The organism is Yersinia bercovieri ATCC 43970 (genome assembly GCF_013282745.1).
Lineage (GTDB): Bacteria > Pseudomonadota > Gammaproteobacteria > Enterobacterales > Enterobacteriaceae > Yersinia > Yersinia bercovieri.
The window spans coordinates 1,869,542-1,893,018 of the sequence record NZ_CP054044.1 but is presented as its reverse complement, the minus strand read 5'-3'; the positions used below and the strand labels follow the sequence as shown (position 1 = coordinate 1,893,018).

Here is a 23,477-nt window from a genome sequence, read left to right as displayed (position 1 = left end):
CTTTTACTTTTCTTTACAACTTCATTTTTGAGAAATAATGCGAAATATCTGCTCAGATGAACAAGTATTACACATAATCCACGCTAAGAATTTCATATTCTACTTCGCCGCCTGGAGTTCGAATAACAACGACGTCATCGACTTCCTTACCAATCAGGCCACGAGCGATAGGTGAGTTAACTGAAATAAGATTTTGCTTAAAATCAGCTTCATCATCACCCACAATCCGATACTGCTGCTCCTCTTCGATATCCACATTTAAGACACGAACCGTGGCACCAAAAATAACGCGCCCATTATTTGGCATTTTAGTGATATCAATCACCTGCGCATTGGAGAGCTTTGCTTCAATTTCTTGAATACGGCCTTCACAGAACCCTTGCTGTTCGCGGGCTGCGTGATATTCCGCATTTTCTTTCAAATCGCCATGCTCACGGGCAGTGGCAATATCAGAAATAATTTTAGGGCGACGAACGCCTTTTAAAAAATCCAGTTCTTCACGCAGTTTATCTGCGCCACGTACCGTCATCGGAATCTGTTTCATCTTTTAAATACCTCTAAATCTATCCTGTTCAAAAACCGTCATCCTAACGTCATCGAATGAAAATATGGTTAGCTTGATATCCTACTCATCTCCTGGTGATCAACAAAAATAATCACTCCTGGAGCAAAAAACCCAAGTCAGGATCAATTTTGCATTTTGATATGCATTTTAACGTAGAGTTCCTTTAGGGTCATCGTTTACTTTCGCCCTCGTTGCACCGTAGTATGGCAACACATTATCCAGCAGTTATACCGAAATTATGCATTTTTCACGAATTGTCAGTGGATTGGCCTGTGCTATTGCGCTCAATATCAGCATATCTAACGCCAATGCGGCTCAGGTCGAAAATTACACACAGTATCTGCCTGATGGGGCAAATCTTGCACTAATCGTACAAAAAATCGGGGCGACCAGCCCGGCAATAGACTATCACGCTCAGCAGATGGCGTTACCCGCCAGTACACAAAAAGTACTGACAGCCCTGGCTGCGTTATTACAGCTCGGCCCAGACTTTCGCTTCGTGACCACGTTAGAAAGCCATGGCACGATAACTGATGGTGTATTGCGGGGTAACTTAATTGCCCGTTTTGATGGTGACCCCACGTTAACACGCCAACAGTTGCGAAATATGGTTGCCACCTTAAGAAAAGCGGGTGTTAAGCAAGTTGCCGGTGACTTAATTATTGATACCTCCGTTTTTGCCAGCCATGACAAAGCACCTGGTTGGCCATGGAACGATATGACGCAATGCTTTAGTGCGCCTCCTGCTGCGGCCATCGTCGATCGTAACTGCTTTTCGGTCTCTCTTTACAGCGCGCCGAACCCAGGTGACATGGCGTTTATTCGGGTCGCCTCCTACTATCCGGTGCAGATGTTCAGTGAAGTCCGCACCTTAGCCAAAGGCTCGCCTGATGCACAATATTGTGAATTAGACGTCGTTCCTGGCGAGTTAAACCGCTTCACACTCACCGGTTGCCTAACTCAGCGCAGTGAACCGCTGCCACTGGCCTTCGCCGTGCAAAATGGGGCCAGCTATGCCGGGGCTATTTTGAAAGACGAGCTGAAAAAGGGTGATATCCAGGTTGATGGCAGCCTGCGCCGTCAGACAACACCGAGTCCGGCAGGAAATGTGTTGGCACAAACCCAATCAGCGCCGCTGCATGATTTACTAAAAATCATGCTAAAAAAATCGGACAATATGATTGCCGATACTGTTTTCAGAACAATTGGCCATCAGCGTTTTGGGGTGCCAGGCACGTGGCGTGCGGGTGCTGATGCAGTGCGGCAGGTTTTACGTCAGAAAGCGGGGGTGGATCTGGGCAACAGCATTGTTGTGGATGGATCTGGCTTATCACGCCATAATTTGATTTCACCAGCAACTATGATGCAGGCTTTGCAATATATTGCTCAGCATGATCAAGAGCTTAACTTTATTTCAATGCTGCCACTTTCCGGCTATGACGGCACGTTACGCTATCGTGGCGGGCTACATGAAGCGGGCGTTGACGGCAAAGTGTCGGCGAAAACGGGTGCACTGCAAGGCGTGTACAATTTAGCCGGATTTATCACCACGGCCAGTGGGCAACGCATGGCATTTGTACAATTTTTGTCCGGCTACGCGGTCCCACCAGAAGATCAAAAAAATCGTCGGGCGCCATTGGTCCGCTTCGAAAGCCGCCTGTATAAAGATATTTATCAGAATAACTGAGAACCATGAAACTACTGATTGTTGAGGATGATGAACTGCTGCAACGAGGCATCGCAATGGCACTGACCAGCGAGGGCTACGCCTGTGACTGTGCCGGTACGGCAGCAGAAGCGCAGGGTTTGTTACAAAGCAGTCAGTACAGCATGGTCATTCTCGATCTCGGCTTGCCGGATCAGGATGGTGCTGTATTGCTACGCCAATGGCGTCGTCAACATGTCACTCTGCCAGTGCTGATACTCACGGCCCGTGATGCGCTCGAAGACAGGGTTGACGGGCTGGATGCGGGTGCGGACGATTACCTAATCAAGCCATTCGCGCTCGCTGAGTTACTGGCCCGTGTTCGCGCGCTGATTCGCCGCTACCAAGGGCAGAGTGATAATTTGGTGCAACAAGATGACCTGAGCCTCAACTTATCCACCCAGCAAGTGTGGTTGCAGGATCAGCCGCTGGAGATCACCCCCAAAGAGTTTGCGATCCTCTCGCGCTTAATCATGCGAGCTGGCCAAACCGTCAATCGTGAATTGTTGCAGCAGGATCTCTACACCTGGAATGATGATCTCGGCTCCAACACACTAGAAGTGCATATCCATAATCTGCGCCGTAAATTAGGTAAAGATCGTATCCGCACCATCCGTGGTGTTGGCTATCGCCTGGAAACACCATCATGATCAGTATGCGCCGCCGCCTAATCTTAATGCTGGCGCTAATATTGCTGGTTACTCAGTTGATCAGTGCATTCTGGCTATGGCATGAAAGTCAGGAGCAAATAAGCTTTCTGGTTGATGAGACCCTGAGCGCCAAAGTGCGTAATGAGCGGGTTGACAAAGAGATAGCGGAAGCTGTTGCTTCACTGCTTGCCCCCTCGCTCATCATGATGACCATCACCTTATTGCTCTCTTTTTGGGCAATCAGTTGGATTATCCGCCCACTCGATCAGTTGCAGCAAAAATTGGCAGAGCGTTCGGCTGATAATCTCACACCTGTGGTTGTTAACAGTGATATGCAAGAAATTGTCTCTGTAACCTCGACACTGAACCAGTTGTTATCCCGCCTGGCGAATACCATTCAACAGGAGCGCCTGTTTACCGCAGATGCTGCACATGAGCTGCGCACACCCCTTGCCGGGATCCGCCTGCACCTTGAGTTGATGGAGCAACAGGGGATCACGGAAAGTCAGTCGCTCATTAACCGTATCGACTTGTTAATGCATACCATCGAACAATTACTGATGTTGTCCAGAGCGGGGCAGAATTTTGCCAGCGGCCTGTATCAAACACTGGATTGGGTTGAAAATGTGGTGAAACCGCTGCAAGAGGAGTTGGAGGAGATGTGTGCGCTTCGCCAACAAACCATCATGTGGGAACTTCCCCCTCGCGCCCAAACAGAGGGTGACGCCACTTTGCTGCGTTTGATGCTGCGTAATCTGGTTGAGAACGCACATCGCTATAGCCCGGTAGCTAGCCAAATTTGGGTCAAACTCTCCGCTGAAACTCAGGGCGCACTGTTACAAGTCATCGATGAGGGGCCAGGAATAAAGCAAGAACAAGCCGGTGAGCTGACCCAAGCTTTCCGTCGCATGGATCAGCGCTACGGAGGCAGTGGTTTAGGATTGAATATCGTGATCCGCACAGTTCAGTTACACCAAGGTAGGCTAACACTGGAAAACCGCACTGACCGTTCCGGGTTAAAAGCGCAATGCTGGATACCTGCAACCACCCATAGCAAGGTGTTGCCTAAATTTAGCTGATATCAGCTCAAACAAAAGGGCCACCACAAAATGGCAGCCCTTGTTCGAATCATGCGGTATTACCGAGTCTTCATGGGGGGAAATTAGCGTTCGTAGATGAACTCTACGCCGTCGTCGTCTTCTTCATCCCAATCATCATCGTCTTCTTCTGCTTTCGCTTCTGCTTCCACTTCAGCCAGTTGTTCACGGTGATAATCATCCCACATGAATTCAACTTTTTCTGGCGCGCTTTCAGCAATAGCCATCTCTTTTGGCTGTGAATTAATGAAGTTCATTACATCCCAGCACAGCGCATTCACGTTTTCGCGATTCGCAGCAGAGATCATATAATACTTACCTTCCCATCCCAGAGCTTCTACAATAGCTTTAGCGCGGGTTTCAGCCTCTTCTGGGTCTACCAGGTCAATCTTATTGAAAACGAGCCAACGTGGCTTCTCAGCGAGATTTTCACTGTATTGCTGCAACTCATTGATAATAATTTTGGCATTTTGGACCGGATCAGACTCATCAATCGGCGCCAAATCCACTAAATGCAACAGCACGCGGCAACGTTCCAAATGTTTCAGGAAGCGAATACCCAGGCCAGCACCTTCTGAAGCGCCTTCAATCAAACCAGGAATATCGGCAACCACAAAGCTCTGCTCGTAATCCATACGCACCACACCCAGGCTTGGGATCAGGGTAGTAAATGGATAGTCAGCAACTTTTGGCTTAGCGGCAGAAACTGCGCGGATAAAGGTAGATTTACCGGCATTAGGTAGCCCCAGCATCCCAACATCAGCCAATAGCAACAGCTCTAACGTCAGATCACGGGTCTCGCCTTCAGTACCCATGGTTTTCTGGCGCGGGGCACGGTTAACTGAGGATTTGAAACGGGCATTACCTAATCCGTGGAACCCCCCTTTTGCGACCATCAGGCGCTGACCATGGCGGGTCATATCACCCACAATCTCACCGGTTCCCTGATCCAGTATGCGTGTACCGACAGGGACTTTAATGGTGATATCTTTACCTCGTTTACCAGTACAGTCACGGCTCTGACCATTCTGCCCACGTTCAGCACGGAAAGATTTCACAAAATGGTAATCAATCAGTGTGTTGAGGTTTTCATCAGCCAACAGATAAATATCGCCACCGTCGCCACCGTCGCCACCATCAGGGCCACCATTCGGGATATATTTTTCACGGCGGAAGCTAACACAACCGTTACCACCGTCACCGGCTACAACCAAAATTGTAGCTTCATCTACAAACTTCATTTACTTTCTCCGTAAAAAACCAATAGATTTTATCTACTTGTTTTACATTAACTTTATCGGTTCTTTTCGGCGTATTTTCTAGCTCTCGTGATACACCAAGCGTATACAGCATATCGTAAAAACACGAACGCACCAGAACCGGCACGAACAAGGGCGCGTATTATACTCGCTTCTATAGGAAATTTCATCTGTATTAAAAATAGACAATCAACCCGAAAAAAGCACCCTCTTGGCTAAGATGGCAGCTGACAGCTTATCGATACCTCGACAAACAGAGCACACCGAACGGCTATTTTGGCGGTATCACCAGGCTTATTTCTGCCCGACGTGGCCACCAACGATGCCCAATGGCAGAGAACATAGCGCCAGCCACCACGACAAATGCCCCCACATATCCCACCAGGTTGAGGGATGGTGCGACGAAATTATCGGGCCAAATCAGCGCCAATAAAATTGAAAAAAACAAGGTAAACAACGGTGTTAATGTGACCAGCGCACTCACCTGCGCGGCCTGCCAGCGGGCCATGGCTTCAGCTAAAGCACCATAACCGACCAGAGTATTAACCCCACAAAACAGTAAACAGGCGAACTGCCACCCATTGAGCTGAAAAATAACGGCTGGTTTTGCCATTGGGAACAGTGCAAGTGCGCACAAAACATAGAGCAATAATAATATCTGTTGCGATGCCATACGTCTTAATAACACTTTCTGGGCGACACCATAACTGACCCAGACCGCTGCTGCACAGACGCCCAATACTACGCCAAGCGTGTAATCAGTCAGGCGGGTAAATATTTCATGCAGACTGGTATTAAAAAATAGCAGCAGACCACAAATCAGCATACCCGCGCCAATGACCTGAGTGACGCGCATCCGCTCTTTTAAAATCAGCACACTGGCAATCATCATCCCTACCGGTGAGAGTTGCCCAATAACCTGAGATGTCGTCGGACTAAGGTATTGTAATGATGAGCTGAAGAAGATGAAGTTCCCCAGCAGGCCACAGGTCGCAACGATCAGTAATAGCAGCCAGCGAGGTTGGCGAAAAAGTTTAAGGGATGGCAATTGACGACGCGAAGCCAGAATGATCCCCAAGCCGATAGCCGCCATGGTAAAGCGATACCAGACAATGGTAAAAGGCTCCATAACCTCAAGCACTTGCTTCATTGCAATCGGCAGCGCACCCCAGAATACGGCAGTGGTTAATGCCAGAAAAATACCTAAACCAGCCTGCTGTTTCGTATCCATTTTTTACCGGGTGGGAGAAACCAGAAATGTAAAAAGCCCCGCAACAAAATTGCAGGGCTTATATCTATTTACAAGACGCGAAAGACTTATTCAGCTTCGATGCTGATAAACTTACGGTTTTTCGGGCCTTTAATTTCGAACTTGACTTTACCGTCAGACAAAGCAAACAGAGTATGGTCTTTACCGCAACCTACGTTGGTGCCTGGGTGGAATTTAGTTCCACGCTGACGAACGATGATGCTGCCTGCCAATACTGCTTCGCCGCCAAAACGTTTTACGCCAAGACGTTTACTTTCGGAGTCACGACCGTTACGGGTCGAGCCACCAGCCTTTTTATGTGCCATTTGTCCGCTCTCCTAAATCTTAAGCGCTGATGCCGGTGATTTTAACATCAGTGAACCACTGACGATGACCTTGCTGCTTACGGTAGTGCTTACGACGACGGAATTTAACAATCTTAATCTTCTCGCCACGACCGTGAGCTACCACTTCAGCTTTGATCTTGCCACCATCGACTAAAGGAGCGCCGATATTGATTTCTTCACCGTTAGCAATCATCAGAACTTGGTCAAACTCAACAGTTTCACCAGTTGCGATGTCCAGCTTTTCCAGGCGAATGGTCTGACCTTCGCTTACTCGGTGTTGTTTACCACCACTTTGGAAAACCGCGTACATATAAAACTCCGCTTTCCGCACACTCCACTTTTGTAGTCCAGAGCGCACTATAAATATTCACAATAGGGCGCGAATTCTACGCAAAAACGTAGTGAATGACAAGTATATAATCAGCACAAGAGAAGAAAAAAAGCACAGTTTCTTACATCTCGTTTATTTGCTGGATTTTTCAAGTACAATCATGGTCTCAGGGAACGTCATGTAATAATGTGGGCGGTAATCTCATCGCAGTTAAAGAGAAAAACAGCTGAATATAACAATGAACCTAGAAAAGATTATCGAGTTAACCGCGCCAGATATGGCGGCAGTAAACACAACAATTCTCGAGCAATTGAACTCTGATGTTGTCCTTATCAATCAATTGGGCCATTACATCATCAGTGGCGGTGGAAAACGAATCCGCCCCATGATCGCCGTGTTGGTCGCTCGAGCTTTACACTATCAGGGCAGTAAGCATATCACTGTCGCAGCATTGATTGAATTTATCCACACGGCAACACTGCTGCATGATGATGTGGTTGATGAGTCCGATATGCGCCGTGGCAAGGCCACAGCAAATGCGGCATTTGGTAATGCTGCCAGCGTATTGGTGGGCGACTATATCTATACTCGCTCATTCCAGATGATGACGAGCCTAGAGTCTCTGCGTGTTCTTACATTGATGTCAGAAGCGACGAATGTCATTGCTGAAGGTGAAGTGTTGCAGTTAATGAACTGTAATAACCCTGATATCACTGAAGAAAATTATATGCAGGTCATTTACAGCAAAACAGCCCGCTTGTTCGAAGCGGCCTCACAATCAGCGGCTGTATTAGCGGATGCCAGTGAAGAGCAGGAGTTGGCATTGCAGAATTATGGCCGCTATCTGGGAACCGCTTTCCAGTTGATTGATGATCTGCTCGATTACAGCTCTGATGGCACCACCTTGGGTAAAAATACCGGTGATGACCTGAACGAAGGTAAGCCGACACTCCCATTGCTACATGCGATGCGTAATGGTACTCCAGAGCAAGAAACAATGATTCGCCAAGCCATTGAACAGGGTAGTGGCCGCCATCTACTCGAGCCTGTGTTGGTCGCAATGCAGCAGTGTGGCTCACTGGACTACACTCGTCAGCGCGCCGAAGAAGAGGCAGATAAAGCCATTGCCGCATTACAGATCCTGCCAGAAAGTGAATATCGGCTAGCACTAGAAGGGCTGGCACATATTGCCGTACAGCGCGCATTTTAAGAAACCATATAGAAACTCGGGACGTTACTGCCCGAGTTTCTTTTTACTCCCGCACTGACACCTTTTTATTCTCAAACCAAGCGTTTCATTAACGCCCCAATCCCTTCACGCAGCAAAAATGCGATGACCTGTGCACGTTCAGCTTCAGTGAGTTGATAATAGGCTTCTATCCATATGTTCACTGGGTCTTGCCGTACCGGCGTATATTGCGCTGGCTCCTCCCTGAGTTGTAATGAGTTCAGTATCGTACTGGGTAAACTTTCAATATGATATTCCACCGCCTTTCCCTGAACACCACGACGGCGACGCTGCTCCCATCCCTCACGTTTAGCCATGAGGTTTACTCCTTGTGGTGATGACGGTAACCCCTCAAGACCTGCCAATTCCTTAGCGGCAAACCACTCTTTTTTCATGGCGTTGCTTCCTAATATGCGTTGTGACACAAAAAAGGAATATTTAGAAAACATTTAAAATTTTTGGGAAAATAAATGATATGATCTTTCTAAATGGTCACTTTGTGTTCACGTTCCGATTAACAATGTACCGTTATTTATATCACTAACGCGTCAGCTGCTTAGAAAAAAAAAGGATTAAAGATGATTTTAAGGAAATCTGATTGGCACCCAGCCGACATCATTGCTGCACTACGTAAAGAAGGTACAACTCTGGCCGCACTTTCTCGCAAAGCGGGATTAAGTTCATCCACACTTGCCAATGCATTGACTCGCCCCTGGCCAAAGGGGGAGTGGTTGATTGCAGAATGTCTGAATATTCATCCTTCAGAAATCTGGCCAACACGCTATTTTGATTCTAAAACAGGAGCCCTTCTCGACCGAAAAGTGCGGATACGGCAAGTCATAAAAAAACCGCCGATGAGTTGCTTCGGCGGTTGATAATGTCATTTTAAGGGTAGAGCTACCCCTACTTTTACATATTGCTATCTATACCCAGAGTCAGTGGCGTTGCGATGAGGTGGTAAACAAACAAAACTCCAATCAGCTAGCTCAAATTAGTGAGTCGATGAACGGGGATTGTTTGCACCTCTAGCAACGCCATGTAAAAAGGTATATTAGTTATTGACGAACTTTTCGCCCAACTCGATATCTTGGTGCAATACATCAAGCATACTTTCCAGCGCCTGTTGCTCAAAAGTACTCAGTTTCCCGATGTCTTTACGTTCCGCAACGCCGTTTTTACCCAATAGGATTGGTTGCGCAAAGAAGCGAGCATACTTGCCATCACCTTCAACGTAAGAGCATTCAACCACATTGCTTTCGCCTTGCAGAGCACGAACCAGAGAAAGGCCAAATCGTGCCGCAGCCTGCCCCATAGAGAGTGTCGCTGACCCACCACCGGCTTTTGCTTCAACAACTTCAGTCCCCGCGTTCTGAATACGCTTAGTCAGAGAGGCAACTTCCTGCTCTGTAAAGCTAACGCCTGGAATTTGTGACAACAATGGCAGAATAGTAACCCCAGAGTGACCACCAATAACGGGCACTTCGATATCCTGAGGCTGCTTACCTTTTAATTCAGCAACGAAGGTGTTAGAGCGAATGGTATCCAGTGTCGTAATACCAAATAATTTGTTTTTGTCGTAAACACCGGCTTTTTTCAGTACTTCTGCGGCGATCGCAACCGTCGTGTTAACTGGGTTGGTAATGATGCCAATTAAAGCGTTAGGGCAAGTACGCGCAATTTGCTCAACCAGATTACGAACGATACCGGCATTAACATTGAACAGATCTGAACGATCCATGCCTGGTTTACGAGCAACACCAGCAGAAATCAGAACAATATCGGCCCCTTGCAGTGCTGGGGTAGCATCTTCGCCGCTGAAGCCTTTGATCTTAACAGCGGTCGGGATATGGCTCAGATCAACCGCAACACCAGGGGTTACTGGCGCGATATCATATAAAGAGAGATCTGAACCTGAAGGAAGCTGGGTCTTGAGAAGAAGAGCGAGGGCCTGGCCGATACCACCAGCGGCACCGAGAACTGCAACTTTCATCCTATACTCCTTATTATATTTAATTTAAATTTGCCGTGAATTCATCTAGTTACGCACCTTAATTTATTGTAATTTTAAACACAATCTATTAACAGTCAGATTGAGATATCACGCATCAAAAAGGCGCATAGAGCTTATGTATTTTAGATTAAATCGCTTATTCGTTAATGATATAGCGCACATTATTCTAAAATTTACTGGAGTATTCATGACAGGTTAATCCGCGGTTACATTACACCCTTCTGCAACATCAAAACAACATCATTTTAATAACATTTTGATTACTTAAACTAAATCTCAATAAGTGCTGATTTAGCATAATCGTAACAGTATGATGATGTTAAAATTTCGCCATTCCTTGATATCAATGCTTTTATCACCAAAACTCCAGAGTCATGTTGAATAAAAATTCATTTATATGCATAATAATCCTATTCACTGTTGACTACTCAGGGCATAACAAATGCGTAATCCCGCAAAACAAGAAGATCTTATCAAGGCGTTCAAAGCGTTATTGAAAGAAGAGAAATTCAGTTCTCAAGGTGAGATCGTTTTGGCCTTGCAGGAAGAAGGTTTTGAAAATATTAACCAATCCAAAGTTTCGCGCATGTTGACCAAGTTCGGCGCAGTCAGGACGCGTAATGCAAAAATGGAGATGGTTTACTGCTTACCCGCCGAGTTAGGCGTACCAACAACTAGCAGCCCGCTAAAAAATCTGGTGCTAGATGTTGATTATAATGATTCAGTGGTTGTGATTAATACCAGCCCAGGTGCAGCCCAGTTGATCGCCCGCCTGCTGGACTCATTAGGCAAGGCTGAAGGTATTCTGGGGAGTATTGCCGGTGATGATACTATCTTCACCACACCAGCCAGGGGTTTTACTGTTAAACAGCTGCATGAAGCCATCCTCGGGCTATTCGAGCAAGAGCTTTAATACCACTCTTTACTGTCTGATGTGTATAAATGCGGCCATAGGTGCCGCATTGTTGCTATTTAACGCCTACGGCCCCTAACTACCCATCCTAACTCCCCACAGCTAAATAGGGTATTTCACTGCTTAATCATTTTAAAACCACAAAATAGCACTGTTTTCTGTCTCTCTATGGTCAAACTCACCACATCCATTCGCACTTTTAGTCAAAAGCACTTATCCGTTTGAAAATATTAGCTTTTAACTAAACCCTGCTGTTTTTTAGCCATTTTTTATTCCTTTTCGTTCTTAAAAAGTAGTAACCACCGATAAAGTGACGTTAAATATTATTAGTACGCTATTAATATTCTCAGTTACTAGATGTATACTCATTTTCGTGACGTAAATCACACTTCCTTCGAAGTGATAAAAGAATAAATAGAGGCAATAACATGAATATTAAAACTACTATCGCAACCATGAGCGTTCTATCTGCACTGTCATTTGGTGTATTTGCAGCTGATTCTATCAATGATTCTCAAGCCGCTAACATGCAACCAATTGGCACCATTACCGTCAGTGGCCTTAATGGCGCACCTTCTGATATCCGTCAGGCACTGTCTGATAAAGCAGATGCAATGGGCGCGAAAGCTTATAAAATCATCGAAGTGCGTGAAGAAAATAACTGGCACGCTACGGCTAAAGCTTACAAATAAAAGTATGTGCTAAGAATGAAAGTATATGCCCCGTTCGAGGGGCATACTTTCGAGTTTGATGGTTTATTCAATCGGTTGAAAATAGAGAGAAAATTAATTTTAAACCGACTGAATAGAGTATTAATTGAACCGGTTAGCCCACTGAGCACCGCAGCAGAATAATCCCTTGTCGTCTATCCGACGAACCCTTTACCCCCGCTATACGGGGGCTTTTTTATCCTGCCTAATCCTGAGACTCAGCTTCTAACTCTGCTTTTTTACTCAGTGAACTCAATAACTTGTCATGAATACCACCAAAGCCGCCGTTACTCATCACCAAGATGTGATCACCGGGTTGGGCTGTTTTCACAATCATATCAACTAATGTATCGATATCAGCACTCCAATGCGCCGGCTGAATACAGGCTTCCGCCACTTCCACCACTTGCCAAGGAATATGCTGCGGTTGGAACAGAAACACTTCATCCGCACGACCCAATGAAGGTGCCAACTCATTCTTGCATAACCCCAATTTCATGGTGTTAGAGCGCGGCTCTAAAACAGCCAAAATCCGTGCGGTGCCACCGACTTTACTGCGCAGTGCCGCCAAAGTAGCGAGTATGGCGGTTGGATGATGAGCAAAATCATCATAAACCATGACACCATGGGCTTCGCCGCGTAACTCCAAGCGGCGGCGGGCATTAATAAAATCACCCAGAACCCGACAAGCATCTGCTGGCAAGACCCCCACATGACGGGCGGCGGCGATGGCCATCAGGCCGTTATGCATATTGTGTTCACCCACCAGTGACCAACTGACCTCGCCCACTAACTCATTGTCGAGAAACACTTCATAAACACTGGCATCGGTCGAAACTTTACGTGCAAACCAACTGCCCGTTTCACCCACCAACTCTTGCTCACTCCAGCACCCCATCGCCATCACTTGCTTCAGATGATTATCATTATCTGGCACGATGATTTTGCCTTTACCGGGAACTAAACGCACCAGATGGTGGAATTGCTTCTGAATCGCCTTAAGATCATCAAATATATCAGCATGATCAAACTCAAGATTATTCATCACCAGCGTTCTTGGGCTGTAATGAACAAATTTAGAGCGCTTATCAAAGAAGGCGCAATCATATTCATCGGCTTCAATAACAAAGAATGGGCTGTTGCCTAAACGGGCTGAGACATCGAAATTGCCCGGTACGCCGCCAATCACAAAACCTGGCTCATAGCCACAGGCTTCCAGTATCCAGGTAACCATTCCCGCCGTGGTGGTTTTGCCATGAGTGCCGGCTATCGCCAATACCCAGCGCTCTGGCAACACATGGTCATGCAGCCATTGCGGCCCGGAAACATAAGGAATTCCTTGCTCTAACACGGCCTCAACACAAGGGTTACCACGGGTCATGGCATTACCGATGATCACCAAATCCGGTGCGGGATTCAGTTGAGCCGGAGAGTATCCCTGAATCAAGTCAATTCCTTGATTCTCCAGCAGTGTGCTCATCGGTGGATACACGTTAGCATCCGCTCCCGTCACTTCGTGACCTAATGAACGAGCAAGCATTGCCAGACCGCCCATAAAAGTGCCGCAGATACCTAATATGTGAATGCGCATAAATTTTCCGTATTAATAAGCTTCGAGTTTGCAGCTATTCTACCGCTCAGAATCAAAGAGAAGAAATGGAATTGCCTATGAATCATTCTTATCTTTGGGCTACACTGCTGCCATCAGGTGAGTTGTTCGTTAATAAATCGATATTTAACCGTAGATCCAGGGATTGAGTCATGAAAACGTTAGGCGAATTCATCGTTGAGAAACAGCTAGACTTCTCTCACGCCACCGGCGAATTAACTGCATTACTTTCAGCAATCAAACTCGGCGCAAAGATTATTCATCGTGATATCAACAAAGCAGGTTTAGTTGATATTTTAGGTGCCAGCGGTGTTTCCAATATTCAGGGCGAAGACCAGATGAAACTGGATCTGTTTGCCAATGAAAAATTGAAAGCGGCGCTAAAAGCACGCGGTGAAGTTGCCGGTATCGCCTCTGAAGAAGAAGATGACATTGTTATCTTTGACGGCGGGCGGGCAGAAAATGCCAAATATGTGGTTCTGATGGATCCGCTGGATGGATCATCAAATATTGACGTGAATGTATCCGTCGGTACTATTTTCTCTATCTATCGTCGCATCACCCCATTTGGCACACCCATTACTGAAGCTGACTTCTTGCAACCTGGCACCAAGCAGGTGGCGGCAGGTTATGTGGTCTACGGCTCTTCAACCATGTTGGTGTATACCACCGGTTATGGCGTTCATACTTTCACTTATGATCCGTCGCTGGGGGTTTTCTGTTTATCCGGCGAAAAAGTGCGTTATCCCGCAACCGGTTGCATGTACTCCATCAACGAAGGGAACTACATTAAATTCCCACTAGGTGTGAAGAAATACATCAAGTATTGCCAGGAGCAGGATGAGGCCACCCAGCGCCCATACACTTCACGCTATATTGGCTCACTGGTTGCCGATTTCCATCGTAACTTGTTGAAAGGCGGCATCTATATTTATCCAAGTACCGCCAGCCATCCACAAGGGAAACTGCGTTTGTTGTACGAATGCAACCCAATGGCGTTCCTGGCGGAACAAGCCGGTGGTAAAGCAACCGATGGGGTTAACCGCATTCTGGATATCGTGCCGGAGAAACTGCATCAGCGCGCGCCGTTCTTCGTGGGAACCAAATCCATGGTTGAAGATGCGGAAGGCTTTATTGCCAAATTCCCGGATGAAGAAGCCAAGTAATTAGCCGTTGGCGATAGAGAGCAGCGGCCCCTAAGCCGCTGTTTTTTTTATGCTTCAAGCGCCAGCTTATCCCCATGCAATTTAAATACCGCCATGCTGGCTGATAATGCATCTGCTTGCTCTTCTAATGAGCGCGTTGCGGCCGCAGCTTGTTCAACCAATGTCGCATTCTGCTGAGCAACCTGATCCATTTGCGCAATAGCCACATTTACTTGCTCAATCCCACTACTCTGCTCATAACTTGCAGCTGATATTTCACGCATCAATGCCGTCACCCGACTGACTTCACTGGCGATCTCATGCATGGTTTTACCCGCAGACTCCGCCATGTCCGCGCCTTCCCGCACTCTATTTTGTGACTCAACAATCAGATCTTTGATCTCTTTAGCTGATTGCGCACTGCGCTGGGCCAAATTACGGACTTCGCCGGCGACCACAGCAAAACCACGCCCCTGCTCACCTGCTCTGGCGGCTTCGACCGCAGCATTCAGCGCCAGAATATTGGTCTGAAATGCAATGCCGTCAATCACAGCAATGATGTCGGAAATACGTCTTGAACTGGAGGTAATCGCCTGCATCTTATCGACCACATGGCTGACGGCCTCACTGCCTTTATTGGCAATGTCCGATACACTCATCGCCAAACGATTCGCCTGATCAGAGTTTTCAGCATTCATTTTTACCGTCGAGGTCAACTGCTCCATGCTGGCCGCCGTTTGCTCCAGTGAAGATGCCGACTCTTCAGTGCGTTCCGCCAAATGTGTGTTACCCGCCGCCAACTCCCGCGAACCAATACCTATCTGTCCACCAACATCGCGAACATTGCTCACTGACTCCACCAGCGATTGCTGCATGACCTGTAGCGCTTTGGCTAGCCGCGCCAGTTCTGTATTGCCCTCACTGTTGATATTGTGGGTCAAATCACCAGAAGCTATAAATTCCAACTGATGAATTGATTGCTCCAGGGGCTGCAAAATAATGTATTTAAGTGCAAACCATGCCAGCACTGCGGAGATCAAAGTGATCACACCCGCGGCGACAATGATCGCCAACTTGATTTTGGCGGCACTGTTAGCTTGATCAATTTGCAGTTGGCCGGCATCCAGTGCATAGCGGCGAAAAGTCGCAACATCACTATTAAAAGCATTGCTGATATCAGTGATACTCTTTTCCAGCACCTCGTAATACTCGTCTGCATAACCCGCCTTGATGGCGGCCAGCATAGGTAATACGCCTTTATCAACATAATTTTTATAGCTTTTTTGAATGTTAGTCGCCAGCTCCTGTCCGTCTCCCCGCTCAGATACCGCGCTAACAAAACGTGCCATCTCTTTTTGCGATAATGCCAGTGAGCCTTCTGCCTGCTTTGCAGTTTGTAACGACTCATCAATCAAACCAATTTCTAGTTGATGGATCGCCAGTGCTGCTTCAGTTCTGGCGCTCAATGTGGCAGTGAAGCTATTCGACAAAGAGCCTAATTCCTCCCCCTGAATTTGATTGATGATTTGCAATGAGCGTGAGCTTTCCTGAATTGAATTAATTCCGATCACGCTGACAACTAATAGAATCAACGACATAAGGCATAACTGGGCAATCAGCCCACTCTTAATGGTAATCTTTTTTAACATCGGTTTTTTTCCGGTTGTGTGCAAATGGTTAAGATTACAAAGCGTTAGCAGTACAGCGGACTCTCTTATTGTTTGATTAAGTTATCGGCTATACGTGGAGCGGCTTGAACTATCACCGGAAAAACAGCTTAAAATAGATGCATTTAGCTAATGACGGGATTTTATCTCAGTGAAATGGCCCTGATTCAGGCAATCTCACCGTGGTATAGCAGTGAAAAGGGCGGGAATTCACATAAGACTTGGCTATAATAGCCAGCACTCCATTTCTGGTTTGATAAAAGGAAACCGACATGAGCTTGAACGACGTACCCGCAGGTAAAGACCTGCCAGAAGATATTTATGTGGTGATCGAAATCCCTGCTAACGCTGACCCGATCAAATATGAAATCGATAAAGAGAGTGGCTCTCTGTTCGTAGACCGTTTCATGTCTACCGCCATGTTCTACCCATGCAACTACGGCTACATCAACAACACCTTGTCATTAGATGGGGACCCGGTTGATGTGCTGGTGCCAACACCTTATCCGCTGCAGCCTGGTGCCGTTATTCGTTGCCGCCCAGTTGGCGTGTTGAAAATGACTGATGAAGCAGGTGAAGATGCCAAGTTGGTGGCTGTTCCGCACAGCAAACTGACCAAAGAGTACGATCACGTTAAAGACGTGCAAGACCTGCCAGAACTGCTGAAAGCGCAGATTAAGCACTTCTTTGAGCATTACAAAGATCTGGAAACTGGCAAGTGGGTAAAAGTTGACGGTTGGGAAGATGCCGCAGCTGCTAAAGCCGAGATCTTGTCTTCTTTCGAGCGTGCGAAGAAGTAACTCTTTGTTTAGCCGAAAAAAAACACCGCTCATCTGGGCGGTGCTTTTTTATGTCAAACCCGTATTGGCTACATCCCAAGGTTACGGCTTATCACTCTCTTCATGGCGTTTGAGCCAATCGCCACTGTAGATGCGTGGCACCCCTTCGATCGGTAAACGATAAAGATATATCCACGCACTGCCATATGGCGTCTGAATCAATTCGCGCCGATAATCTTTGGTATTACTTTTAAGCTCATCTAACTCATTCATAATCGACGAGTTAATGCGATAAACTTCACAATGCACAGTGCCGTCTCCGGGGATAACCGCCGGATAGTGACCTAAATTGTACATTTCATAGCCCTCGAGATCATGTTCGCCCAGCAACTGAGCGTCCGTCATCCAATGACTATTACCTTGTTTGCGTCGTAAACTACCGTAGACAATAATTCGCATTGTTAGAACTCAAACTGATAAAGCACATCTAATGCCTGATCAATACCAGACACCGCTTCCAGATACAACCTTGGCATCAACCGATAACGTAATGTTAACGTTGCCAGCGAGTCAAATATACCCACACCATATTTTATTTGCAGGTCCTTGGTGACATAGCCGCTCACAACCACTTGCGAGCTATCGCCGACCCCCTGAGTATCCAGTGCCAGGTTGCTGACACCAAATGCCTCGCCGATTTTACCCACAAGTTTACCACTTTGTGCAACCCCCATGCCGACCAGCATTGAGGTCATCAGGCCGCTGTCGGCCCCTGAATTACCCAGCCCCTGCCCGCGTAATAGGTAAGATAGCGCCTCTTGCTGTGACATCGCGGGATCTGAGAATATCTCCAGCCGTGGCGAGTCCGCCATCCCTGTCACCCGTACGCCAGCGGTGACACCGTTAGCGGTCGCATCAGGATTTCGTATGGCTTCAATATTAAGCAACGGCTGATCCGGCGGGCCGGAGAATAGCAATACCCCTTTATTGACAATCAAATCCTGCCCATAAGCCCGGAAGCTACCGGATGGGATATTAATTTGCCCGTTCAAACCTAACCCGCGCTGATCTTGAACCATTTTCAAATCGCCCTGCAAGCGGGCTTTCAGGCCAAAGGCATTCAGGCGAACATCATTACCGACCCGAATCACCAGATTGCTGTTGATAGGAATACTGGTCGAGCGGGGCGAAATTGGCTGCAGATCGTTATTGAGCATCACTTCATCTGATGAGACACCGACCGCCGTTTCAGGCACTTCCTGCACCGTGATACGCGCCCACGGGATATCCACCGAACCATTAAGAGTAAACAGCTGCGGCGTGGCTTCAAAAACAATATCTGGCGAGACATCTATCCGCACCATCGGTGGGATAGTGACACGCAACTTGTTGCCTTTTGCCGCGATTCGGGCGCGCCAGGCATTGATATCACGCCAATCGGCATCGCCGGAGAGATTGAGCTGCCCCTGAGAAGTGCGAATCAAGCCATCCAACGTTGAGGTCATGCCGTCGAAGTTCATCACCAGCCGCCCTTCGGTAATATCAAATGGCATCCAACTGCCATCGACATCCACATTATCCAGTGCTAACCGACCGAAAACTAATGGGTTTTTGGCACTTCCCCCCAGACGGAGATTGGCATTGAGTAGGCCAGCGGCTTTTTCACCATCACTGAGAATCGGATTAATCATTGCCAGCGAGATATTACTGATAGCAATGTTACCGGATAAATTACGCCGCCCTTCCGGGTCTGCGACCTGCACCTGCCCTGAGAACTGACCATTATTCACCAGCTTGATAAGCCAGTCGGCCCGCACCTGCCCATTGGCCAACCCGCCATTTAGATTCAGCGTTTCAAATGCGATGGGTAGCGGATTACCCTGCACCACTTGCTGCACTTTGACGCCGTTACCACTGAGTGATATCCGCACATCTGGCAGGCTGCCACCCGCTTTCCAACTGACATCAGCCCGCCCAGTGAACACCCCGCTCATGGTGGTATCCGGGCCGAGGAAAGGTTTTATCATGGCTAAATCAAAGCGATTAAGCACCACACTCGCCTGCCCGCTAGGGCCAGCTTCGATAGCCCTTGGGACACAAAGCTCCGCATTCGGATTAAGCCAGCAATGCGGCCCGATAGTGACCCGCTGTAGAGTATTTTGGTAATCCAGGGCGATGGCACGACTTAAACGCCATTCACCTACCGGTGTATCGAAGCGCGTATTGTTGAGGCTACCGCGCCAGCGCTCTTGTTGACGGTCAAAGCTGCCCTCCAAGGCCAGTTGACCGGACACCGGCTCACCCTGCATATTCAGCCGCAACTGATGCTGCTTTTCACTGCCACGGGCATCCAGCGTCAATAGGCTGACCACTAAATCGGCTTGCTTGAGCTGCTCAACCCTGATGGCGAGCTGACCCTGAATTTGATCTGTCGAGCGGACGTCCCCCTCAACCCTCACTCGATTGATGCTCAACTCTTGCCATTGCAGGCGGTTGGCGGTGAGATCCGCCAGCAGTTGCGGCGCTTTAAGGTTGCCGCGTAATCTCAACGTCCCTTTCACCACACCGGCCAATCCAGGCAGCGCCCCGTCCAGCTGTGGCGCATCAATATTGGCATCAAGCTGCCATTGATCGTTAAGATCACCTCTCACATCCAGCTTATTACGGCCCAATGCCAGATTGATGCCCGGAATATGCCACTGACCCGCCGCATTCCCCGTCAATGAACCACGAGCCGTCACCCGGTTTTGTTTCACATTACCGTCCAGCGTCAGCTCCGGCACCTGTAACTGCCAGCTACCGCCGTGGATACTGCCGCGCGTCACAATCTTGCCACTCAGTTTTGCTGGCCACTCCGGCCACTGTTTCGCGGTGTTAATGCCCGACAGGGTCAATACCGAGTTCCAACTCACCGCCTTGCTCCAGTCCACCACACCGGTCAGGTCAGTGTTACCTTGCAGCGCCGCCAGACGTAAACGTGTCAGATTGAATTGCTCGATATTTCCTTTGCCATCGAACGTCAATACCGCAGGCGGTAAGTCGCTGCCTTTCAATTCAGCGCGAATCGAAAGTGCGTAATCCGTCGCCTGTCCGTTGAGGCGCATTCTGAGATTATCGATTTGATACTCAGATTCCCCCGCCAGCGGCCAGCGCAGTTGCTTGCTTTGCAGCGTTAGCGCCAATGGCAAACCCACCTGCGCCAGTGAGGCCTCGGCATCCAATTGCGCACTCACCGGGCCAGATAAATTCAGCGCCACCTTGAGTTGCTCGCGTAATGCGCCGTCGAGGGTCAGCTTCACTTTCTCGCCTTTCAGCGGCTCCACGTTCAATGTGCTGTTGACCACCATACTCAGCGGCCACTTATCCGCCAGCGTCGCCTCACCTTGGGCTGATAGCCCGCCCTGTGGCGACTTAATCTCGAGTGTATCCAGTGTGATGCGCTGATCCTGAGTGCTGGCTTGCAACAAAAGACTACTGATCAGCACATCGGTATCACCCGTCAGCCTAAGCTGCTGCCCGCTGATCGATTTAATCTGCAAATCCAGTGGCAACCGGAAGTCCGGCAGCTCTGGTAATAACGGTTTGGCAAATAAGGCTTTTAAACTTTCACCGAACGGGGTCTCCGGCGCGGTAGGGGCAGGGGGTGCCGCTTGCTGCTCAACCGCTTCTTTTACCGCAATGGCGGTTTCAACCGCCGGTTTGGCGGCATCAGGGACGATGGCGGGCACCGTTTTCGGCAATGCAATCAATAACCCACTGATTTTAGTTGGCATTAAGTTGAGCGCCCGCTGCTGCCAGTGCGCGCCAGTGCGGAATTCATCCAACGAAATCGCGGTGTCATCAATGGCGACTTTGACATTATTCAGCGACAACATGCGCAAAGTGATGGGATACGGGGTACTCAGCTCACCCATCGGCTCAGTGCTAGCCGGTGTTTCTGCCGCAGGAGGCAGGGCTTTGGTATCGACCACCACATCTACATTTTGCGCGGTCAGGGCATTGACGCATAGCTCGCTACGCTTGAGGCAAGATAGCTGCAATGAGAGATGAAATTGGCCCACTTGCACGGTGACACCCGGCATTTGGTACTGAACACCTTTTAGGGTGAGATCACGCCAGCCGCCGCTGACACTGGCAATATCCAGGCCCGGCACCCAACGCGCAGCGCTGTTAATCAGCAAATGCAAACCACTGGTGGTGCCAAGCAGACCCGCCAGCGCCCCCACCAACAGCAGGATAATGAGCAAAAATGCGATGCTAAGTCTCTTTATCCACCTCATAGTTCAGGCCCCAAACCGATGTAAAATTGCACGCCATGTGCGGTGTTGTCACCAATAGGTTTGGCGATATCCAGCTTGATCGGGCCGACCGGAGAGGCCCAACGTACCCCCACCCCGGCACCGGTTTTGAAATCACTCTTGCGAATGTCATTAACGGCTTCACCTGAATCGACGAATACCGCGCCCCACCAGCGGCCCGTCACGTTGTATTGATATTCGAGTGTACCGGTGGCCAATTTAGAGGCACCGGTCAGCTTGCCTTCACTGTCGCGTGGTGAGATATCTCGGAATTTATAGCCACGAATACTGCGGTCACCCCCAGCGAAGAAGCGCAGTGAGGGGGGCACACGGTCAAAATTATTGGTTTCGATCCAGCCCAAATTACCGCGCACCACAAAGCGGTTTTTCTCGCCCAGGGTACGAATCCAGACGTTTTGCGCCTGGAATATGCCGAAATCGACATCTGACCCCCATGTGGTATCAGACCAGTCAATGGAATAATTTTGGCTATCCCCCCAGACTGGCATCGCCCCGCCCCGCTGGCGGGTACGGCTAATACTCACCCCCGGATAGAGCAGCATGGTGGTGTCGGTGACACTACCTTGGGTAAAGTGATCCAGACTCCAACGCAGGTTAACCGAGCGCTTCCAACCACTGGAGAGATCCCAGAATCGAGCCACGTTCAGCGTGGTGGTATCAGAGTTGGTGTCATTGAGGTCAGTGCGCTTAAACCCGCCCTGTAGCAGGTAATACTGTTCCAGCGGACTCTTCATCAGCGGAATACGATAGCTGAAATCCAGTGTCTGCTCAGGGGCGGAGAGCGTGGTACTGGTGGTCAGACTGTGCCCGTAGGAGTTCATCCATGGTTTGCGCCAACTGCCGGTTAGGCGCGGCCCCACATCAGTCGCATAGCCGCCCCCCAGTTCGATCGTATTTTCTGTTCGCGGGGTGACAACCGCATCAAGTGGCAGGATTTTGGTTTTTCGCGCATCACGGAAATCAGGTGAGACCACCACAGAGTTAAACCAGTTAGTCGCCGCCAGACGGCGGTTTAGCTCGGCTAGCTCATCAGAGGTGTAGTATTCACCCTCATGAAAAGGCACTAAATTTTGCAGGAAATCCTCGCGGATTTGCGATCCCTGAAAGACAACTTTGCCAAAGCGGTAGCGTTCTCCGCTGTCGAAATCGATATCCCAGAATGCTTTGCGCAGCTCGGCTGCAACACCCAACTGGCTTTTGATCATATTGGCGTCGAAGTAACCACGGCGCAGTGCCAGACCGGTCAGCGAACTTTTGAAATTATCAAAATCACCATGATTGAGGACTGAGCCTATTTTTGGGGTATCGCGGCGCACCAGTGCCAAATAGTCGGGATCTGTTTTCGCCCCGCCTTGCAGGACGATATCAACACCAGCAATCAATACCGGTTCGCCGGGAACCACTTTGGCAATCAAAACAGAACGAGCAGGCGCTGGGCGCTCTTGCAAATCAAAGGTGATAGTGGGGTCGTAATAGCCTAAAGCGCGCAGCCCCTGACGAATAGCCTCATCCACCCGCGAGCGGAAACGGCCATCAGCGGTGACTTCATCAGTCCCAATTGTGGATAAACGTGCCCTGACGTTTCTCTCTAAATCCCCGCTAAGACCTTCAACCTGCAACCGCACATTGGCAGCATAGGCGAGAGGTGTGGCGAGCAATACGCACAAAAAACACAAGATTGGGTATCGTGGCACGCGCGCTCCTAATTAATTTTATTCCCTTTATGTTTCAGGTTATCGGTGGCCGGCGCCTTCCCGCATATTGAAACCTATTGGGTATACATTCCTGTAAAAAACCATCTCACGGACGTTTCGTCACTGACACAATCATCCCGCACTTAAAGTCCGATTTAAACGCGTTATGCCTAAAATTTCACTTTAAACCGCTACATTA

At 48.6% G+C, this 23,477-nt stretch carries 21 protein-coding genes; 9 read left to right on the top strand and 12 right to left on the bottom strand.

Translation table 11 applies throughout. From position 1 onward, the window contains the following. Positions 1 to 67: 67 nt before the first annotated feature. A complete protein-coding gene (greA, locus tag HRK25_RS08520; RefSeq protein WP_004875420.1) occupies positions 68 to 544 on the bottom strand; it encodes a transcription elongation factor GreA in 477 nt (158 codons plus the stop codon). 259 nt (positions 545 to 803) lie between these two features. Here greA and dacB point away from each other — a divergent pair, with 259 nt between their 5' ends. From dacB to pmrB, 3 genes are read left to right on the top strand one after another with little or no spacing between them, the layout of a single operon-like run. Further along, positions 804 to 2,252 carry a serine-type D-Ala-D-Ala carboxypeptidase gene (dacB, locus tag HRK25_RS08515; protein WP_005272607.1) on the top strand — a complete coding sequence of 483 codons (1,449 nt, stop codon included), beginning with the start codon at positions 804 to 806 and terminating at the stop codon, positions 2,250 to 2,252. Positions 2,253 to 2,257: 5 nt separating this feature from the next. Continuing rightward, positions 2,258 to 2,920, top strand: coding sequence for a two-component system response regulator PmrA (pmrA, locus tag HRK25_RS08510; RefSeq protein WP_005272609.1), 663 nt, complete (start codon positions 2,258 to 2,260; stop codon positions 2,918 to 2,920). Next, positions 2,917 to 3,999: a two-component system sensor histidine kinase PmrB gene (pmrB, locus tag HRK25_RS08505; RefSeq protein WP_032897125.1), complete on the top strand. Its 1,083-nt coding sequence runs from the start codon at positions 2,917 to 2,919 to the stop codon at positions 3,997 to 3,999. Before pmrA ends, pmrB begins: the two co-directional genes overlap by 4 nt. A gap of 83 nt (positions 4,000 to 4,082) precedes the next feature. On the opposite strand, the gene cgtA is transcribed toward pmrB, so the two are convergent. From cgtA to rplU, 4 genes are all read right to left on the bottom strand, one after another. Then, positions 4,083 to 5,258: an Obg family GTPase CgtA gene (cgtA, locus tag HRK25_RS08500; RefSeq protein ID WP_005272612.1), complete on the bottom strand. Its 1,176-nt coding sequence runs from the start codon at positions 5,256 to 5,258 to the stop codon at positions 4,083 to 4,085. Positions 5,259 to 5,547: 289 nt separating this feature from the next. Then, on the bottom strand, positions 5,548 to 6,507 hold the full coding sequence (locus tag HRK25_RS08495; RefSeq protein WP_005272613.1) for a DMT family transporter: 960 nt from the start codon (positions 6,505 to 6,507) through the stop codon (positions 5,548 to 5,550). 86 nt (positions 6,508 to 6,593) lie between these two features. Beyond that, positions 6,594 to 6,851 carry a 50S ribosomal protein L27 gene (gene rpmA / locus HRK25_RS08490; RefSeq protein ID WP_005272614.1) on the bottom strand — a complete coding sequence of 86 codons (258 nt, stop codon included), beginning with the start codon at positions 6,849 to 6,851 and terminating at the stop codon, positions 6,594 to 6,596. A gap of 19 nt (positions 6,852 to 6,870) precedes the next feature. Continuing rightward, positions 6,871 to 7,182 (bottom strand): 50S ribosomal protein L21, encoded by a 312-nt coding sequence (gene rplU / locus HRK25_RS08485; RefSeq protein ID WP_004707048.1) that lies wholly within the window; start codon positions 7,180 to 7,182, stop codon positions 6,871 to 6,873. A 259-nt stretch (positions 7,183 to 7,441) separates the two neighbouring features. Here rplU and ispB point away from each other — a divergent pair, with 259 nt between their 5' ends. Next, positions 7,442 to 8,413, top strand: a complete 972-nt coding sequence (gene ispB, locus HRK25_RS08480) for an octaprenyl diphosphate synthase (RefSeq protein WP_005272615.1) — start codon at positions 7,442 to 7,444, stop codon at positions 8,411 to 8,413. A 71-nt stretch (positions 8,414 to 8,484) separates the two neighbouring features. On the opposite strand, the gene HRK25_RS08475 is transcribed toward ispB, so the two are convergent. Then, a complete protein-coding gene (locus tag HRK25_RS08475; RefSeq protein ID WP_032897128.1) occupies positions 8,485 to 8,826 on the bottom strand; it encodes a DNA-binding protein in 342 nt (113 codons plus the stop codon). A 183-nt stretch (positions 8,827 to 9,009) separates the two neighbouring features. Here HRK25_RS08475 and HRK25_RS08470 point away from each other — a divergent pair, with 183 nt between their 5' ends. After that, positions 9,010 to 9,306 carry a helix-turn-helix domain-containing protein gene (locus HRK25_RS08470; protein WP_032897131.1) on the top strand — a complete coding sequence of 99 codons (297 nt, stop codon included), beginning with the start codon at positions 9,010 to 9,012 and terminating at the stop codon, positions 9,304 to 9,306. Between the two features lie 176 nt (positions 9,307 to 9,482). Here HRK25_RS08470 and mdh read toward each other — a convergent pair whose 3' ends face one another. Then, positions 9,483 to 10,421, bottom strand: coding sequence for a malate dehydrogenase (mdh, locus tag HRK25_RS08465; RefSeq protein WP_005272617.1), 939 nt, complete (start codon positions 10,419 to 10,421; stop codon positions 9,483 to 9,485). A gap of 463 nt (positions 10,422 to 10,884) precedes the next feature. On the opposite strand from mdh, the gene argR reads away from it, so the two are divergent. Together argR and yhcN are read left to right on the top strand one after the other, a co-directional pair. Next, a complete protein-coding gene (argR, locus tag HRK25_RS08460) occupies positions 10,885 to 11,355 on the top strand; it encodes a transcriptional regulator ArgR (RefSeq protein ID WP_004707043.1) in 471 nt (156 codons plus the stop codon). A gap of 428 nt (positions 11,356 to 11,783) precedes the next feature. Beyond that, positions 11,784 to 12,047, top strand: coding sequence for a peroxide/acid stress response protein YhcN (gene yhcN / locus HRK25_RS08455; RefSeq protein WP_032897135.1), 264 nt, complete (start codon positions 11,784 to 11,786; stop codon positions 12,045 to 12,047). A gap of 223 nt (positions 12,048 to 12,270) precedes the next feature. Here yhcN and mpl read toward each other — a convergent pair whose 3' ends face one another. After that, the gene (mpl, locus tag HRK25_RS08450; RefSeq protein WP_005272622.1) at positions 12,271 to 13,656 is read right to left on the bottom strand and encodes a UDP-N-acetylmuramate:L-alanyl-gamma-D-glutamyl-meso-diaminopimelate ligase; all 1,386 of its coding nucleotides are present in this window, start codon (positions 13,654 to 13,656) and stop codon (positions 12,271 to 12,273) included. A 170-nt stretch (positions 13,657 to 13,826) separates the two neighbouring features. Between mpl and fbp the strand changes: the two genes are divergently transcribed. After that, positions 13,827 to 14,840, top strand: a complete 1,014-nt coding sequence (fbp, locus tag HRK25_RS08445) for a class 1 fructose-bisphosphatase (RefSeq protein ID WP_004875434.1) — start codon at positions 13,827 to 13,829, stop codon at positions 14,838 to 14,840. A 47-nt stretch (positions 14,841 to 14,887) separates the two neighbouring features. Here fbp and HRK25_RS08440 read toward each other — a convergent pair whose 3' ends face one another. Beyond that, positions 14,888 to 16,468, bottom strand: a complete 1,581-nt coding sequence (locus HRK25_RS08440; RefSeq protein ID WP_005272624.1) for a methyl-accepting chemotaxis protein — start codon at positions 16,466 to 16,468, stop codon at positions 14,888 to 14,890. A gap of 290 nt (positions 16,469 to 16,758) precedes the next feature. On the opposite strand from HRK25_RS08440, the gene ppa reads away from it, so the two are divergent. Then, entirely contained in the window at positions 16,759 to 17,286 is a 528-nt protein-coding gene (ppa, locus tag HRK25_RS08435; RefSeq protein WP_005272626.1) for an inorganic diphosphatase, read from the top strand. 81 nt (positions 17,287 to 17,367) lie between these two features. Here the strand turns inward: ppa and HRK25_RS08430 are convergent, their stop codons facing one another. The 3 genes from HRK25_RS08430 to tamA are packed head-to-tail and all read right to left on the bottom strand — an operon-like array spanning position 17,368 to position 23,278. After that, positions 17,368 to 17,724, bottom strand: coding sequence for a gamma-glutamylcyclotransferase family protein (locus HRK25_RS08430; RefSeq protein WP_032897138.1), 357 nt, complete (start codon positions 17,722 to 17,724; stop codon positions 17,368 to 17,370). Between the two features lie 2 nt (positions 17,725 to 17,726). Further along, a complete protein-coding gene (gene tamB / locus HRK25_RS08425; protein ID WP_032897141.1) occupies positions 17,727 to 21,545 on the bottom strand; it encodes an autotransporter assembly complex protein TamB in 3,819 nt (1,272 codons plus the stop codon). Continuing rightward, the gene (tamA, locus tag HRK25_RS08420) at positions 21,542 to 23,278 is read right to left on the bottom strand and encodes an autotransporter assembly complex protein TamA (RefSeq protein WP_032897144.1); all 1,737 of its coding nucleotides are present in this window, start codon (positions 23,276 to 23,278) and stop codon (positions 21,542 to 21,544) included. The genes tamB and tamA overlap by 4 nt, the downstream gene beginning before the upstream one ends. Positions 23,279 to 23,477 lie beyond the last annotated feature (199 nt).

Coding starts and splice junctions, on each gene's coding strand:
- greA (WP_004875420.1), bottom strand. CDS start 544: ATGAAACAGATTCCGATGACGGTACGTGGCGCAGATAAACTGCGTGAA.
- dacB (WP_005272607.1), top strand. CDS start 804: ATGCATTTTTCACGAATTGTCAGTGGATTGGCCTGTGCTATTGCGCTC.
- pmrA (WP_005272609.1), top strand. CDS start 2,258: ATGAAACTACTGATTGTTGAGGATGATGAACTGCTGCAACGAGGCATC.
- pmrB (WP_032897125.1), top strand. CDS start 2,917: ATGATCAGTATGCGCCGCCGCCTAATCTTAATGCTGGCGCTAATATTG.
- cgtA (WP_005272612.1), bottom strand. CDS start 5,258: ATGAAGTTTGTAGATGAAGCTACAATTTTGGTTGTAGCCGGTGACGGT.
- HRK25_RS08495 (WP_005272613.1), bottom strand. CDS start 6,507: ATGGATACGAAACAGCAGGCTGGTTTAGGTATTTTTCTGGCATTAACC.
- rpmA (WP_005272614.1), bottom strand. CDS start 6,851: ATGGCACATAAAAAGGCTGGTGGCTCGACCCGTAACGGTCGTGACTCC.
- rplU (WP_004707048.1), bottom strand. CDS start 7,182: ATGTACGCGGTTTTCCAAAGTGGTGGTAAACAACACCGAGTAAGCGAA.
- ispB (WP_005272615.1), top strand. CDS start 7,442: ATGAACCTAGAAAAGATTATCGAGTTAACCGCGCCAGATATGGCGGCA.
- HRK25_RS08475 (WP_032897128.1), bottom strand. CDS start 8,826: ATGAAAAAAGAGTGGTTTGCCGCTAAGGAATTGGCAGGTCTTGAGGGG.
- HRK25_RS08470 (WP_032897131.1), top strand. CDS start 9,010: ATGATTTTAAGGAAATCTGATTGGCACCCAGCCGACATCATTGCTGCA.
- mdh (WP_005272617.1), bottom strand. CDS start 10,421: ATGAAAGTTGCAGTTCTCGGTGCCGCTGGTGGTATCGGCCAGGCCCTC.
- argR (WP_004707043.1), top strand. CDS start 10,885: ATGCGTAATCCCGCAAAACAAGAAGATCTTATCAAGGCGTTCAAAGCG.
- yhcN (WP_032897135.1), top strand. CDS start 11,784: ATGAATATTAAAACTACTATCGCAACCATGAGCGTTCTATCTGCACTG.
- mpl (WP_005272622.1), bottom strand. CDS start 13,656: ATGCGCATTCACATATTAGGTATCTGCGGCACTTTTATGGGCGGTCTG.
- fbp (WP_004875434.1), top strand. CDS start 13,827: ATGAAAACGTTAGGCGAATTCATCGTTGAGAAACAGCTAGACTTCTCT.
- HRK25_RS08440 (WP_005272624.1), bottom strand. CDS start 16,468: ATGTTAAAAAAGATTACCATTAAGAGTGGGCTGATTGCCCAGTTATGC.
- ppa (WP_005272626.1), top strand. CDS start 16,759: ATGAGCTTGAACGACGTACCCGCAGGTAAAGACCTGCCAGAAGATATT.
- HRK25_RS08430 (WP_032897138.1), bottom strand. CDS start 17,724: ATGCGAATTATTGTCTACGGTAGTTTACGACGCAAACAAGGTAATAGT.
- tamB (WP_032897141.1), bottom strand. CDS start 21,545: ATGAGGTGGATAAAGAGACTTAGCATCGCATTTTTGCTCATTATCCTG.